At 60.1% G+C, this 16430-nt stretch carries 11 protein-coding genes and 1 tRNA gene; 5 read left to right on the forward strand and 7 right to left on the reverse strand.

Translation table 11 applies throughout. From position 1 onward, the window contains the following. Window positions 1-9: 9 nt before the first annotated feature. On the forward strand, window positions 10-774 hold the full coding sequence (gloB, locus tag PG888_RS02270; protein ID WP_182937843.1) for a hydroxyacylglutathione hydrolase: 765 nt from the start codon (window positions 10-12) through the stop codon (window positions 772-774). 70 nt (window positions 775-844) lie between these two features. Continuing rightward, a complete protein-coding gene (locus PG888_RS02275) occupies window positions 845-2395 on the forward strand; it encodes a lytic transglycosylase (protein ID WP_058052090.1) in 1551 nt (516 codons plus the stop codon). A gap of 159 nt (window positions 2396-2554) precedes the next feature. Here PG888_RS02275 and astE read toward each other — a convergent pair whose 3' ends face one another. After that, on the reverse strand, window positions 2555-3580 hold the full coding sequence (astE, locus tag PG888_RS02280) for a succinylglutamate desuccinylase (protein ID WP_182937844.1): 1026 nt from the start codon (window positions 3578-3580) through the stop codon (window positions 2555-2557). A gap of 295 nt (window positions 3581-3875) precedes the next feature. Continuing rightward, the gene (locus tag PG888_RS02285; protein WP_042083987.1) at window positions 3876-4085 is read right to left on the reverse strand and encodes a DUF1127 domain-containing protein; all 210 of its coding nucleotides are present in this window, start codon (window positions 4083-4085) and stop codon (window positions 3876-3878) included. A 523-nt stretch (window positions 4086-4608) separates the two neighbouring features. Here PG888_RS02285 and PG888_RS02290 point away from each other — a divergent pair. Further along, window positions 4609-5502, forward strand: coding sequence for a DNA replication terminus site-binding protein (locus tag PG888_RS02290; protein WP_182937845.1), 894 nt, complete (start codon window positions 4609-4611; stop codon window positions 5500-5502). 156 nt (window positions 5503-5658) lie between these two features. Here PG888_RS02290 and PG888_RS02295 read toward each other — a convergent pair whose 3' ends face one another. Then, window positions 5659-9534, reverse strand: coding sequence for a DEAD/DEAH box helicase (locus PG888_RS02295; RefSeq protein WP_182937846.1), 3876 nt, complete (start codon window positions 9532-9534; stop codon window positions 5659-5661). Between the two features lie 517 nt (window positions 9535-10051). Next, window positions 10052-10141, reverse strand: a tRNA-Ser gene (locus PG888_RS02300). A gap of 565 nt (window positions 10142-10706) precedes the next feature. Here PG888_RS02300 and PG888_RS02305 point away from each other — a divergent pair. After that, window positions 10707-11648 (forward strand): L,D-transpeptidase family protein, encoded by a 942-nt coding sequence (locus PG888_RS02305; protein WP_182937847.1) that lies wholly within the window; start codon window positions 10707-10709, stop codon window positions 11646-11648. A gap of 39 nt (window positions 11649-11687) precedes the next feature. After that, window positions 11688-12674: a DUF481 domain-containing protein gene (locus tag PG888_RS02310; protein ID WP_182937848.1), complete on the forward strand. Its 987-nt coding sequence runs from the start codon at window positions 11688-11690 to the stop codon at window positions 12672-12674. 99 nt (window positions 12675-12773) lie between these two features. Here PG888_RS02310 and PG888_RS02315 read toward each other — a convergent pair whose 3' ends face one another. From PG888_RS02315 to rlmF, 3 genes are all read right to left on the reverse strand, one after another. Then, complete coding sequence (locus PG888_RS02315) at window positions 12774-14189, reverse strand: SLC13 family permease (RefSeq protein WP_151287278.1); 1416 nt, start codon at window positions 14187-14189, stop codon at window positions 12774-12776. Between the two features lie 245 nt (window positions 14190-14434). Further along, window positions 14435-15160, reverse strand: a complete 726-nt coding sequence (locus PG888_RS02320) for a MaoC family dehydratase (RefSeq protein ID WP_042655982.1) — start codon at window positions 15158-15160, stop codon at window positions 14435-14437. 246 nt (window positions 15161-15406) lie between these two features. Further along, window positions 15407-16378 (reverse strand): 23S rRNA (adenine(1618)-N(6))-methyltransferase RlmF, encoded by a 972-nt coding sequence (gene rlmF, locus PG888_RS02325; RefSeq protein ID WP_182937849.1) that lies wholly within the window; start codon window positions 16376-16378, stop codon window positions 15407-15409. Window positions 16379-16430: the final 52 nt, after the last annotated feature.

The raw sequence follows: 16430 nt of genomic DNA on the forward strand, positions 1-16430 counted from the left end.
AGCAGACTCATGTATCCAGTGATCACAGTTCCAGCCTTTAATGACAACTACATCTGGTTGATCCGCCACGAAAATCACTGTCTGGTGGTCGATCCGGGCGATGCCGCCCCCGTGCTGGAGCGGCTCGAGGCATTGGGGCTGGTGCTCGACGCCATCCTGCTGACCCATCACCATCACGACCATGTGGGGGGCGTCACCGACCTGCTCAGCCACTTTCCCCATGCCCGGCTATATGGCCCCAAACTTGACCCGATGCCGGATCACCACGGTCAGTGGCTGGAAGATGGCGATCAGATCAACTGGCACGGCCTCGCCCTCGAGGTGATCCATGTGCCCGGTCACACCCGCGGCCACATCGCCTACCATGGCAACGGCATGCTGTTTTGTGGCGATACCCTCTTCTCGGCCGGTTGTGGCCGCCTTTTTGAAGGGACGCCGGAGCAGATGTACCACTCACTGCAACGACTCGCCGCCCTGCCCGATGAGACCCTCATTTATTGTGCCCACGAGTACACCCTCTCCAACCTGCGCTTTGCCTATGCGGTCGAGCCGGACAACCCGGCGATCCGCCGCCAGATCGGGCTGATCAGCAAACTGCGGCAACAAGGGCTGCCAAGCCTGCCAACCCGGTTGGGGGATGAACGCACTTTCAACATTTTTCTGCGCTGCGAGCAGGATTCAGTGAAATTTTCTGCTGAAAATCACGGGCTAAAATGCGTGGAAAATCCGGTAGATACCTTCACCATCCTGCGCCAGTGGAAGGACGTTTTTTGAACAAACCTTGATCAGGGGGCCATTGCCCCTTATGATGCGGGCTGTTTTTCCTAAAAATGACCGGAACGAGATGAAGGTACGAACGGCCTTATTGGCAGCGCTGTTGCTCAGCGGCTGCCAAAACCTGAGCCATCAGGATGACCGGGCGCTAACGGCAATCGAGCCGATCAAGTCCCCCCAGGTCAAGAAAAAAGCGCATAAAAAACACTCTTCCCATTTCCTGTTTGGCGATGAACAGCTGGACGAAATGGAAGATACGGACAATCTGTGGGTGCGCATCAGCGATGATATGCAGCTGGAAACCCCGGATAATGCCCGCATCCGCCAACAACGAGAGTGGCTGTTGCGTAATGATAAGCATCTGGCGACCATTGCCAGCCGGGCTGAACCCTACCTCTATCTGATGGTAGAGGAGATAGAACGGCGTGAGCTGCCAATGGAGCTTATTACTGTCCCGATGATCGAGAGCATGTTTGACCCTCATGCCCGATCCCGCAGCAATGCGGTTGGACTCTGGCAGTTTGTCCCCGCCACAGGCAAGAACTTCGGTCTGCGCCACGACAACTGGTATGACGGGCGGCGCGATGTGCTGGCCTCCACCAATGCGGCGCTCGACTATCTGGAGTATCTGAACCGCTTCTTTGACGGCGACTGGCTGCAAACGCTGGCCGCCTACAATGCCGGTGAAGGTCGGGTGCGCAACGCCATCCAGCGTAACCAGCGTGCCGGCAAACCGACTGACTACTGGTCGCTCGATCTGCCCCGCGAAACCCGGATGTATGTACCGAAGATCCTCGCCATGGCGGACATGATCAGCAATGCGGACAAGTACAACGTCACGCTGCCAGTGCTCGCCAACGAGCCCAAGCTGCGGGTGGTAGAGACCGGCAGCCAGCTCGATCTGAACGTGGCCGCCCAACTGGCGGGACTGCGCACATCAGAGCTCAAGGAGGTCAATCCGGCCCTGAGCCGTGGTGTGATGTCACCCCGTGGCCCTTACCGCCTGCTGGTACCGATCGAGTATGCCGATACTCTGGAGCTGGCACTGACCGATCTGCCCAAGCGCGAACGTATTCGTACTCGCTCCTATCAGGTCACCAGTGGCGATACCCTGTCGCGCATCGCCCAGAATCACGGCGTCAGCGTGAGCGAGCTGAAGCTGGCCAACAATCTGCGCAGCAACAGCCTGCGTCGCGGTCAGCAGCTGGTGATCCCGACCCATGGTCAGGTCAGCAGCAAGGCAAGTACCGCCAGCAAGCCGCAGCAGCTGGCCAGCCGTGGCAGCCAGAAGGCCAAGGTCAGTTACAAGGTGCGCTCGGGTGACAACCTGTGGAGCATCAGCCAGGCGCACGGCGTCTCCCATGCCGAGCTGGCCAAGTGGAACGGTCTGAATGCCAAGTCGGCGCTCAAGCCTGGTATGAAGCTGGTGGTCTATCCCAAGCAAGGGAAGAAGAACGACAAGTCGATGGTGTATCAGGTTCGCCGTGGCGACTCCATCTCCTCCATCGCAGCTCGCTTCCAGGTGGCCATCAACGATGTGATGCGCTGGAACCAGCTGGATAAAGGGGATTACCTCAAGCCCGGTCAGGAGCTGACCCTGTTTGTGAAGAACAACAGCTAAGCCTCACCGCTTGAACCCGATACGAAACGGGGCCAGTCATCTGACTGGCCCCGTTTTTTTATTCCTGCGGCTAACCGCTGTATCCGAGCCACCCAATCAAACAATGGCTTGGCGCCGCCTGCCAACGCCTCGCCGCTCTGCGGGCAAAGCGCTCCAGCGCTATTTCCAGAGCCTTGTCGGCACCACCAGCAACACGGTGCGCTGGCCAATCGCCACGTTGGCATTGGGGAAGACCACCGCCTCACGCGGCTGCTCGACCGTGTAGCGCAGTTCGCCATCCTCAGCCAGCACGAACCCTTGCGGGAATTCGGTAAAGTTGTCCACATCGCTGGCAAACAGGAAGCGAAACTGCTCCGATTTTTTGGTGATCGCCCGATCGATGGCAAACAGGGTGAAATCATCCGCCCGCCACGGCTCCAGCGCCACCTCATCCTGAGTGACCAGCTCCTGCAGTGCCTGCCGGGTCTCGATAAAGCGGGTCATGTCGTTCTCGCCAAATGGCCGTACCTTGCCAAGCTCCACCGTGAAGGCGTGGGCCCCATGCTGGCGTGAGCTGTAGTAGCTGAAGGTGGTGGTCGGGCTGGCGGAGAGCAGAATGGTGCGCACCCCGCAGGCGCCGAGGAACTGCACCTGCTCGCGGCAGTGGGGCCGCTCGTGGGGGAAGGGGTAGACGGCAAACTTCTCGTGGCGCGAGCCGCGAATGGCGGTGTGCAGGTCGTAGTGGTAGCGGGGTCGGGCCGGATCGGCAAAGAAGCGGCTTACATACTGCTCGAGGCGCATGGCGCGGATCCGCTCCCGATTACACAGCCCCTCCCCCTTGCTGTGGGCACCGGAGAAGAGCCGGTTCATGTTCTCTTCTACCTCCCGCAGCCCCAGATTCATCGCCGCCGGATTGCCAAACAGGAACAGCACCCGATGGCGGGCACTCAGCTCGCCAGCGAGCAGACGGCTCAGCAGCTGGTTGCAGATCTCGATGGGTGCGGTCTCGTTGCCATGAATGCCGCAGGAGAGGACGATATCCTTGTATCCCCCGGGCTGAGTGCCCGCGCCTCTGGCAGGCTCCAGGCAGAGCACGCCCGTATCCCAGACGCTGACCCGCGCACCATCGGGCAGGGCAAATTCAAAGGGCTCAAGCTGCCACTCGTTGCTGCGAGTCAGGGCCAAAAAATCGTGCTGGGGAATCATCCGTCTCACCCTCTTGCTCTGGAACACTATGGCCGGATTATACGCAAGGCATCGCGGCTTAAAATCGTTTTTTAAACAAATTCAAACATTAACAACACAATTGTGATAACAATCGAGCGACGACAGCGAGGCGCTATAGCAATGTGAAATAAAGAAGAGAGGCAAGAGGATCAACGCACAACAGGGGAAAAACGGGGGGAGATAAAACAGACTATTGCCCGCCTGATAGCCGGGCGCCACAGGGGCAGAGCAGCAAACAGATCAGCAGAAAAACGAGGCATCCATGCCCGGCTGATCAACCACGCCAGAACGGCTTGGTGGTCTCTTGATAACGGTCAGCTTCGTTCAGGCCGATGTCTTTGAGCAGGTACTCGGGCAGCTCGGAGAGCTGGCGACGGCTGCGGCTGCGCTCCAGCCAGGTCAGAACGGTCATTTTAACGCGAGCAGCCAGATTCAATTGGCTGGAATGCTGGTAACCGGTTTCGGTATAAGTCATGTTGGCCATGATGTGGCTCCTCTGAATATTTGTTTACGCACTGGGCTTTATTTGATGCGCAAAGCTTAGTCAGGGAGCTGAGCCGACTCAATTGACGAATTTTGATACGTTACATTAGTAAAACTAATAGTAAAAAACTGACTGATACAATTTTAATACTTTGATTTATAACGAATAATTAAATCACCGTTCGACCATCCACTGCCCGCAGCATATTGTGCTGCATGGCACCATCTTACATATGCAATTTACCGCATTGCCTATGCACTCACCAATGGACGCGCCATGGCTGGCAACCCCGTCATTACATTCGATTGTTAATTCAATGATCTCTTGGCGATCTGCAATTAACACGATGAAACATAAAACAAACTTACGTTTCTTCCCGCGCAGCATCCTCAATGACGACCCATAAACGCGCCCCTTGGCGCGCAACCGGCAGACTGGTATGGTTATTTATACAGTAGTTTACTCCCCTGCCCTGACGCCATAGCTTATGCCGTCAACGGCGGATGAAACCACAGGATCATCGATGGATACCTTTACCCCGACCGCCGCCCTGCGCCAAAAAATGGCCGCCATTGAAGCCTCTCTCAACCAGCTGGCCGATCTGCTTGGCCAGCTCGAGCTGCAGGAGGCCCATGTCTATCCCCTCCCCCCGGTGCCACAGGGAGAGGAGCACGACCCGATCGCGCAGATTGAGGTGGGCTATCTCAACGGTGAAGCCGCGCTGGCGGCCACCCTCGCCGCCTATCGGGACCACAGCGCCCGCCCCGGCTGCTCCACCAAGGCGACTCACCGGCTGCCCGGCTGGTTGCGCTTTCCTGCCGCCGCCGCCCCCTTGCTGCAACCGCTGATCGACCAAATCAACCAGCACAAGCTCGATTTCAAGGCACTGGTGCAGCAGGCGGGCGGGCGGGACGAGAAGTTCGAGCTGGTACATACCGCCCTGCCCGGGGTGATCACCTTGCAGGTCTACCGCAAACTGACCCTGTTGGCGGGGGAGCTGCAATCCCTCGGCTTTACCTGGGCCGACAAGCAGACCATCAATCGCCTCAGTCGCGAACAGGTGCTGGAGATGCTGGAGCGCAGCCGCCGCTACATACCGGCCCTCTCCAACAACGAGGAGTGGAGCAAGATGGTGGATCAGGAGGTGTACGACATTCGCCGTCTGCCGGCCGATGCCGAGCTGCGGATCCGCCGCCCGGTCAAGACCCACCCGATGATCAACCTGCTCTGGCTGGAGCGCACCCCGCGCAAGCAGCAGATCAAGGCGAGCCTGCCTCTATTGCTCTGCTCCGATACCCCGCCCGCGGTTACCCATCTGGGCAACTATCCCCCCAAGAGCCGGCAGGCGCGGCGGGATCGCAAGATTGGCGGCGAGCCCATCATCGAGCGGCTGCACCTCTATCTCTATCAGGGGTGACTGGATCAGGGATAGCTGGCTCAGGGATAACCGGGCCGCCTTGCCGCGATAAACGACTAATCCCGCATCTGCATCCCAAATGAAAATGGGGAGAACATCTCTGGATGTTCTCCCCATTTCTGTATTGGTAGTCGGCATGGAAGGCGGTGTCGCCAATCAGCCCATCAGCAGGGCCCGCAGGCTCTCCACATCCAGCCCACGCACCTCGGACTGGCCGCTCAGCAGGCCATCGGCCAGCGCCCGCTTCTCGTCGTGCAGGGCGACAATCTTCTCCTCCACCGTCTGCTCGCACACCAGCCGGTATACGGTCACCGGCTGGGTCTGCCCCATCCGGTGGGCCCGATCGCTCGCCTGATCTTCCACTGCCGGGTTCCACCAGGGATCGAGGTGCAGCACGGTATCGGCCTGGGTCAGGTTGAGACCGGTGCCCCCCGCCTTGAGGCTGATGAGAAACAGCGGCACCGCTTCATGACGAAAACGCAGGATGGAGTCCTGACGGGACTTGGCGGAGCAGCCGCCATCCAGATAGCAGTAATCCCAGGATTTCAGCTCGATGCGGGCGCGCAGCAGGCTCAGCAGATCGACGAACTGGCTGAACACCAGCACCCGATGACCGCCGTCGATCGCCTCTTCCAGCAGCGCCATCGCCTCGTCCAGCTTGCTGCTGGTTTGTGACCACTCGGGCATCACCAGCTCCGGCGAGCAGCAGAGACGGCGCAGCCGGGTCAGGCCGCTCAGCACATGCATCAGGGCGCGACCATCGGCGCTTTGCACCTGCTGCACCACCTCACGCCGAGTCGCCTCGTAGAGCTGACGCTCTTCGGGGGAGAGGCTGATGTGGTGGATGATCTCGGTCTTGTCCGGCAGCTCGGTCAGCACCTGCTGCTTGAGGCGGCGCAGGATGAAGGGGCTGATCACCGCCCGCAGCAGTGCCATGTGCTGGGGATCCTTGACTGCCTTGCCAAAGCGGCGCTTGAACTCGCCAAGGCTGCCGAGCAGCCCCGGGTTGATAAAGGTAAACAGGCTCCACAGCTCCCCCAGATGGTTCTCGATGGGGGTGCCGGAGAGGGCGAGGCGAAAATCCCCTTCCAGCTGGAACAGCAGCTTGGCGCGCTGGGTGCCAGCGTTTTTGATCTGCTGCGCCTCATCAAGCACCATGCTGGACCAGCGGCGGGACTTGAGCGCCTCCGCCAGACTGCCCAACATACCGTAGTTGATGAGGATCACCTGACCGGCCTTGGCCTCGCGAATGATCCCCTCCCGCTCGGCCGGGTTCTCGAACACCACCACATCCAGCTCGGGGGCGAAACGGGCCACCTCCTCCTGCCAGTTGGTGACCACTGACTTGGGCACCACCACCAGCGCCGGGCCAAGGTGTTGGCGCATGCGCAACACAATGAGCGCCTGCAGAGTCTTGCCCAGACCCATGTCATCGGCCAGACAGGCGCCAAAACCGTGATGGGCCAAGGTCGCCAGCCAGCGCACCCCCTCTTTCTGATAGTCCCGCAGGCCGGTGAGCAACTCATCCGGGCACTCGACCTCCTGCTGCCACTCCTGCTGCAGGGATTGCCAAGCCGCATCCCCTTCGGTGGTGATGACCGAGAGCAGGCGAGTGAGCGGATAGGCCAGCTTGTTGTTGATGCGCTGCTCTTCATCGAGCATGGCCCCCAGCATGGTGAGCCGCTCCACCAGCTTGTCGCTCAGCATCAGGCTGGTCTTCTCGTCGAGCTGAACGGTGCGCTGGCCCGGGGTCATCTGGCGTAGAATAAGGCGCAGGTCGAGGATCTGGTGCTCATCAAGCGCCAGCGCCCCTTCGACCTGGAACCAGTCCTGCCGCCGCTCGATGCGCAGGCTCAGGGCTGCTTCATCGAGGCTCTTGAGGCGAGCGCTGTCCTGATGCCAGTGAATGACCACGCCGGCATCCACCAGCTCGGGCAGGGCATTGACCAGCGCCAGCGCCTGTTCCCCCTGCAGCAGCCACTCGCTGCCGGGCAGGCCTATGGGCAGTTGATTGCGCAACAGTTGGGCCTGCAGCTTCTCGGCGGCGAGATCCCGTTGCCAGTAGTGGTACGCCTTGATCCCCTGCCGCACGATGGGCTCCCCCTTGCCAAGGGGCTGGGGTGGCAAATCGTCGAAGCGGGTCACCAGCTTGACCGACAGCTGACCATCCTGCCAATCCAGTTGCACCGAAGGAATGCCCGGCCAGGGAGCCAGTTCGGCGTTGCCGCTAAGCCCCGCAACCTGACTGTGCCAAGGCAGTTCGGGAATGGCATCGAGCGTGCGTTGCAGCTCGGCCAGCCCCTCGGCAGGCAGCAGCGGGATGGATTCGAGCGCAGGCAAACGGTCGAGCAGCGGCTGCGGGGTGAGGATCAGCTGCCACAGATCCTGTGCCAGCGGCATGATATGGGCCCCGCGGGCGGCCGCATCGGGGCAGAGCTGCGCGCTCATCCCCTGTTCGGTGGCGACCACCTGCAGCAGGGGGGCGCTGATGGCCAGTTGCAGCTTTTGCCCCTTGGCGTTGAACAAGCGGGGGTGATCGGCCAGCGGTGCCCAGACATCCCGCGGCAACCGCCCCATCACCCGTGGCAGGGTGCGGACCAGTGCCCAGTCATGCTCATCGAGCATGGCGGCATACTGGGTGGAGAGCAGGGCCGGATCGACCCGGCGACCAGCGGTCCACTCCCCCTTGGTGCTCAGCTTCTGGATCTTGCACTCCAGCTCGGGGCCCTCGGCATGGAGCAGCCACACCAACCGCTCCTGTGGCTTACGTACGCCACTGGAGCGTCCCAGCCCCTGCAGCCAGTTGAGCCAGCTGGCAGAGGCCGCGGTTTTATCCTCGTCCCCTTCCTCATCCTGCTCGTCACTGCTCTCCGGGGCACTCTCCTCACTGCTGCGCAGCTGGCAAAGGGGCGCCCCTTTGGCCGCCTCTCCCAACAAGAGGCGCAGCAGATCCTGACAAAACGCCATCAGGCGATGATGAGGCTCGGCATCGAGCAGATGGGAGAGATCCCACTTGTGCAGCATGGCCACCTGCGGGCTCTGGGCACCGTGACGGGCCAGCGCACAGAGGTCAAGCCAGAGGTAGCCCCAGTGGAGCTCCTCCACCGGCAATTGCAGAGTATCGAACAGGCCAACCGCCTGACCATGGCGATCGCCCGCCCACTGGCTGAGCAGATCGGCAAGCAGAGGGAACTGGCCGGTCAGGCTGCGCTGCCACTTCTTGCGCTGTTCGCTGGCAATGACGGGATCAGCCTGCTGCAACCAGCCAAGCCAGAGCAGGGCGCTGAACGAACGGGGCCACTGGCCCGCCTCACCCTCATCGGCTGCCTGCCACTGACCCAGCGCGGTGAGCAGTCGCTCGCCGAGCGGGCCGCTCTGGCTCTGCTGGGCCAGCGCCTGCAGGGATGGCCAGCCGGGCACTGTGTCATTACCCTCGCCGATTGGCGACGTGCTCTCGCCATCCCCGCAGAGCCAGCGCCACTCCGCCTCGAACGCTTTGGCCCGGGCCTGCACCTCGGGGGCGCAGCGCACCAGCGCATTGGCCAGCGGCCAGCGCTCTTCATAGGGGGCATCGAGCAGCAGTTGCAGCGAGAAGTGCTCCAGCAGCAGTTGCTGCCAGGCGGGGCTGGAGCCCGCCAGCAACTGGTGAGCATCCGGAGTATCGAGCAGGGTCAGCAGATCGCTGGCCGAGAAATAGGTCGGCACCTCCCCCGCCTTGCCGCGACAGAGCTCGCGCACCACCGCATGAGTGAGATCCTGCCCGGTCAATGAGGGCACCCGGCTCCAGTCCGGCTCCGGGCAGAGACCGGCACGTACCCCCAGGATCAGCGCCAGCGTCCCCTCGGCGGTCAGGCTCCACTGCTGCTCCCCGCGCAATCTGACCAGCCCCGCATCCTGCAGTCGGGTCAGTTTATCGATCAGGGCATGGCCCATCGCCAGTTGATCTTGCAGCAAACGGGTACTGGCGACGCGCTGCAATTGCAGGGTGGCGAGCAGGGCATAACTATCCGAAGAGAGGGTGGACGCAGACATCAAGACTCACGGGCAAGTGCAAAAGCGGAATTTTAACGGTAAAGCGCCAGCGGCTCGACCCTTTACCGTGAAATAACTCAAAAAAAAACGGCCATCCATGATGACCGTCGAAAGTAACGAAGGAAATAGCCGGATCATCCGGTTACCTCCCACAGCGGGAAAATCGGGAGCGCAAGCCCCTAATTCGTGGAGCCAATGCTAGAGGTTGGCGCCCGAAAAAGCTTTGAAGCGGATCACAGTTGAAAAGGATTTCTGAAAACGGTTTCAATTTTTGACGGCAAAAAACCATGCTTTAAGCGCCAAATAAGCCATCCTCAACCACCCTGCTCACCCGGAACAGGCCGCAATAATGGATACCCGCTCCAGGTATCAGGTGAACATGTCACTTCGCGTCAGGTGGCCACCTATCTCCTGCCACGACACGGTAAACAGGTCATGGCATCCATACCGTGGTTACATCAAGAAGAAGGTGCATAAAGAAAAAGCCCAACCTGTGCAACAGGTTGGGCTTGGCATGTGGCGGAGAGACAGGGATTCGAACCCTGGGTGGCATTGCTGCCACAATTGATTTCGAGTCAATCCCGTTCGGCCACTCCGGCATCTCTCCGTGGGGAGAGAGTTTTACCCAAGCAGGGCCGAGGATGCAATAAAAATTTGTTATATATCAAATGGCTGAATCAGATATCTGGGAGCAGGCTCACAATGCGGCATTGGCTGCTCACTGTGACAGGAGGCTTGGAACAGACAAATTCGCACTTCCCATACGCCGGTCGTGCGTTCTCATTAAACGGTGATCATCGCTGACCGCATTCAGGGGGCCTTGCCTCACATAGAGGCCTTGCATCGACCCCATTCGTCCAGTCGTCAAGTCGTCAAGTCGCAAGTCGCAAGTCGCAAGTCGCAAGTCGTCAAGCATCCACCCGACGCAGGGCCCGATCACATACCGGGCCATGCTCCCTATCGTGATACTCGCACACCACCATGTTGCGCCGTTTTCCCGCTTGGCGGTCAAACATAGTGGAGAGGCCGATTTTGGCCGGTTTCCTATGTATCCCCACACCGTTGCGGGTACGCGGCAAGCTGGTAATCATGGGCTGATTGAGGAACAATCGCGCCATCCTGGCGGCACTGTTTGATGATGCGCCGCCCCGATTGAACTGATGGATCTCCTTATGCGATTGCCGAAACTCATGCCCCTCTCCTTAACGCCCACACTTTCACTGCTGCTGGCTGCGGCCCTGCTCTGTACCGCGCCCGCACAAGCCAAGCGCTACCCGCTGCCGCCGGCTGAAAGCCGCCTCATTGGCGAGCTGGAGGATTACATCATCCAGCAGGATGAGCATCTGGAGCTGGTTGGCAAACATACCCAGATTGGTTTTTTGGCGCTGCTTGAGGCAAATCCCGGTGTAGACCCCTATTTACCCAAGCCGGGCACCCGCTTGACGCTGCCTACCCAGATGCTGCTGCCCGATGTGCCGCGCGAGGGGATCGTCATCAATCTGCCGGAGCTGCGTCTCTACTACTTCCCCAAAGGCAAGAACGAGGTGATTGTGCTGCCTATCGGGATTGGTGACATCGGCCGCGAAACGCCGGAGATGACCACCACCGTCATCGAGAAGAATCCGGACCCGACCTGGGTGCCCGGCCCCATGGTGCGCAAATCCTGGCTGGAGCAAAAAGGGATCACCCTGCCCGCCGTGGTGCCTCCCGGCCCGGACAACCCCCTCGGCAAGTTCGCCATGCGCCTTGGTTATGGCAAACGCGACTACCTGATCCACGGCACCAACAAGGATTTTGGCGTTGGCCTGCGGGTAAGTGCAGGCTGCATCCGGCTGCGGCCGGACGATATCGAGGCCCTGTTCAAGATTGTGCCGATTGGCACGCCGGTGCGGGTCATCAACCAACCGGTCAAGGTCGCCATCGAACCGGATGGTCGCCGCTGGCTGGAGGTACACTCCCCGCTCTCCCGCACCGAAGAGGAGCTTGAAAATGGCGCCCCGCTGGTGCTATCTCCGGCCATAGAGAGCTTTATCAGTGCACCTGACGTGATGCAGGATGAGGTGACGGCGGCGCTGGAGAGCAAAAATGGCCTACCCCGCCCCATCAGCAGTTAACTCATCAGCACCTGCACCATACCGGAGTTGCCTTACGTCATGAAATACCTGCCTCTCATACTCATGGTGGTCTGCCACCCCCTGTGGGCAAAAGACATTCTCTGGATGAACAACGGCGATCGCCTGACCGGCACCATCGAAGAGATCGGCGATAAGTCGGTGCGCATCGCCCTGCCCTATACCGGCGCCGTGACCGTCAAGCGGGATGCCATCAAACGCTGGCGTCTGGAGAAGCAGGATAAACCCAAGGCAACCGCCAAAGGGGGGATCACCCTGTTCAAGGATGAGCAGAATGAGCGCAACGCCTGGCTCTGGAGCGGCAGCGGCGATCTCAACGTCAAGCTCAAGCACAAGGATAAACGCACCAACAACGTCAACTTCAAGGGAGTGACCGAACTGGCCAATCTGGATTGGCGTTACAGCCTCTCCGGGGAATATACCTACGAAACATCCGACAGCGTCACCGATAGCCATGACTACAAGCTGAACCCGACCCTTGACTACTTCTTTAACCAGCACTGGTTTCTACGCAACTCGCTCGAAGCGGAGTATGACATGCTGGCTGACAACTACCTCAAGCTGAACGTTGGCTCGGGGCCGGGTTATCGCTTCTGGAATGACAAGCACAAACGGCTGGAACTGATTTCACAGGGCGGCATTCAGCGCGCCTACTTTCGCAGTGACAGCTGGCCAGGACTGGTCTTTTTCGATTCCAGGATCATCAGCTACCCCATCGGTAGCCTGAGCTGGGATTACCGCCAACCACTGTCATTCTGGCAACAGCGATTTGAGTTGTTCAGTAAAGGCACCTATCTGAAGTACCTGTCGCAACCGTCCCCTTACCTCACACTGGATCAGGACATCAACGGCAGCATCGGCCTGCGCTACTACTTTAACGATCATCTGCGTCTATCCTGGTCGAGCGAGATGGAGTGGCAAAATGGCGCCCTGCACTATCCCGGGGTGGATGTCGAAATATCTGATCGCGAATGGCGCCACTTGCTTAGTCTGGGGGCAAGCTTTTGAGTCGCAAGCAGATCAACAAGAGGAGCCAATTTGGCTCCTCTTTCTATTGCCGTAATAGCGATGCGAGTGATGCAAACTCACAACTCATCGACATCACACTCAGATCAATCCCCAGGCTGCAATCTGGTAGATCCACACCATCGCCAGCAGGGTACCGACCAATCCCATGATGACGCCGATGCGCACCATCTGGTGGCTCTCCACCAGACCGGTGGCGTGGGCCAGCGCATTGGGCGGGGTACTGATGGGCAGCGACATCCCGAGCGAGACCGAAATGGTGACCGCCAGGATCAGGGTGTGGCTGCCGCCCCACTCGGCCAGCTCCGGCATGCTGACCGCCAGCGCTGCCACCAATGGCAGCAACAGGTTGGCGGTCGCGGTGTTGGACATAAAGTTGGCCATCACCACCGCCAGCAGACAGGCCCCGACCAGTACCGCCAGCGTGGAGTACTCGTGGAACGGAATATGGGTGATGAGCCGCTCGGCCAACCCGGAGTCCTCCAGCGCCAGCCCCAGCGCGATACCGCCCGACACCAGCCAGAGCACATCGAGGGAGATCTTGTGCAGATCGTCCTTGGTGATGATGCCGGTGGTCAGGAACACCGCTACCGGGATCATGGCGACCACGTAGGAGCTCATGCCATGCAGATCCCCCAGTAGCCAGAGCACTATGGTGGTGATAAAGGTGAGGTAGACCACCCAGGCGCGAGGGGTCTGCATAAAGCGCCCCTCAATCTTGAGATCCATCCGCTTGAGGGTGCTCGGGAAGAAGCGCCCCAGCAGAAACCAGCCGAGCAGCAACAGCAGCACCACGAAGGGCACCGCAAACCCCATCCACTGGCCGAACGAGATGGCATGCTCGCCGGTCAGGTATTTGAGGGCCACTGCGTTGGGCGGAGTGCCGATGGGAGTGCCGATCCCGCCGAGGTTGGCCGCCAGCGGAATGGCCAGCACAAAGCCGATTTTGGCCGGGTCCTTGTCGGGAAACGCCGCCAGCACCGGGGTAAGGATGGCCAGCATCATGGCTGTGGTGGCGGTATTGCTCATGAACATGGAGAAGGTGGCGGTGATCAACATCAGCCCCAGCATGACGATCCGGGGATCCTGACCAAACGGGCGCAGCAACACCCGCGCCAGATTGACGTCCAGATGGTATTTGGTCGCCGCAATGGCGAGGAAAAAACCGCCGAGAAACAGCATGATAACCGGCGAGGCAAAGGTCGCCATCACCTCGGTGGACTTGAGCAGCTCACCAAAGCCCGGCTCTGCCTTGTCGGCAGTCATGAACCAAAGCCCCTTGTCGGAGAGCAGCAGCAGCTCCAGCACGATGATCAGCACCGAGGTGGCGAAGATAGGGATGGGCTCCAGGATCCAGCAGAGGGCGGCCAGCACGAAAATGGCCACGACCCGCTGCTCGATGACGGTGATCCCCTCCAGCGGGATCCAGTGGGTCGGGATCAGCAGGATGGTGATGCTCAGCAGCAGTGGCAGAATAATCTTGTTATTGATGGGCACTATTGTCTCCAGGATCGGGAGTAAGAAGCCAATAGTGGCATAACATGCTATCGCCTCACGCGGCCAACTCGCCAAAATGAGAGCTGGCTAACTGCACGGCGCACCGTTTTGTGAGTCATATCAAGCTGGGGTCGGCGCGCGATGGCTGACGCCTCAGCCCTTGCAACAAACAGGCAAAAAAACGGGCCCGCTGTTCGTTGCACACGACAGCGGGCCCGTTTCACCATTTATGCCGATGAGGCGGCTCAGAAGTAGATGCGGGTCACCGACTCGATGACGCAACCCGGGCGACGGATCCCTTCGATCTCCACCTTGATCTCTTTGAGCAACTCCAGCCCGCCCTTGATGGGGGTGACCCGGGCCAGCTTGGTGCGGGCGCGGATGTTGCTGTCCACCTTGATGGGGTACGGGAAACGCACCTGATCCAGCCCGAAGTTCACCACCATGCGGGCGGTCGGGAACTCGGGGGTGGCTTCATCGACCGAGCCGGTCAACTGCGGCAGCAGCGCCAGGGTCAGGAAGCCGTGAGCGATGGTGGTCTTGAAGGGCGACTCGGCGGCCGCACGCTCCGGATTGGTGTGGATCCACTGATGATCCCCGGTCACCGCCGCAAATTGATCGATCATCTGCTGGCTGACATGGAGCCATTCGCCCACGTGGGTCTCTTCACCGATGCGGGCCTGCAGGGTGGCATAGAGCTCGGCAGCCTCGGCCCCCAGCTCCACAGCGGGCTCCTGAGCCACGACGGGGCGACCGTTGGCCACCTGTGCCACGGTTGCTGCATCCTGTTGCTGTTCGTCCTGAGACTCGGCTTGCAAGTCCAGCACACGTCCCAGCAAAGGATGAAGATGTGCCTTTTGCTGAAACTCACGCCAGTAGTCGCGGATCGCCGGAGAGAGCCAATCCTTGAGCTCAAAGGGGTGCTGCGCCAGAATTTCGCGCTTGCGCTTCAGAAAATCGACAACTTTCATCTACCGATCCCTATTTGATTCAATGCCTGTAAAGAGGTCTAACCAGTCCTATTTTATTAAAGTTTCAGCTGTAAGTGCAAAAAAATCTCGGCGTACACCTGTACCAAGGCGGAAGTCACTACTTACACCATGCAAACCAGCACGTTCTGCCAATGATAAAAACGATTGCCGGATATGCGACCAGCAGGGGGAAATTCACCGGGGTCATCATGACAAAAGGCCCTTGTCGGGCCTTGTGATAGGGGTTCAGCGCGCGCTCGACCAGCCGCTGCGCAATCCCTCTTCATCCAGGAAGGACCAGGCGAGGATCCGGCTCACCTTGTTGCCCTGCGCCATGTCGATCACCCGCACCTGACGGGCTCCCACCCGGCTCAGCGCCTTTTTCGCTCCCGGCAGGTTCTCTTTTTTCGACACCAACGAGCTGAACCAGAGGCACTGGCTGGCAAACTCCTTGCTCTGGGCGATCATATTGGCCAGAAACGCTGCCTCGCCCCCTTCGCACCACAGCTCAGCCTTCTGACCGCCGAAGTTGAGCACGGGCGCCCCTGTCACCTCCTTGCCCAGATTGCGCAGCTTGCGCTCCGTCCCCTTGCTCGCCTCTTCCAGCGACGCATGGAACGGCGGATTGCACAGCGTCAGGGCAAAGCGCTCCTTCGGCCCTATGATGCCGCGAAACACATGGTTGGGGTTGCCCTGCAGGCGGCATTCAATCTGATTGCCGAGCCCGTTGCTCCTGGCCAGCAGGGTCGCCGCCTTGACCGAGACCGGATCGATATCCGATCCGACAAAACGCCAGCCATATTCGCGGCAGCCGAGCAGCGGATAGATGCAGTTTGCCCCCACCCCGATATCCAGCACCCTCACCCCCTTGCCGGTAGGGAGCAGGCCTGCGCTCTCGGCCAACAGGTCGGCCGCCCAGTGCAGGTAGTCCACCCGTCCCGGGATGGGCGGGCAGAGGTAACCGGCGGGCAAGTCCCAGTGGGCAATCCCGTAGTGATGGGCCAGCAGGGCGCGGTTGAGGGTCTTCACGGCATCAGGATTGGCAAAATCGATGGTGCGGGTGCCGTAGTCATTGATAAAGACGTGGGCAGCCAACTCGGGAGTTCGCAGGCAGAGCGCCTCAAAGTCGTAACCCGCCTGATGGCGATTACGGGAGTGAAGTCCGGATTTGCGGTCGCCCGACTTGGGGCCACCGGCTGATGGGGTGCGGGGTTTCATGCTGAGCCTGCCGAAGAAAACGGGCCCACACTATAGTGATTTGACTCGGGAA

The organism is Aeromonas sp. QDB23 (assembly GCF_027707745.1).
GTDB classification, from domain to species: Bacteria; Pseudomonadota; Gammaproteobacteria; order Enterobacterales; family Aeromonadaceae; genus Aeromonas; species Aeromonas allosaccharophila.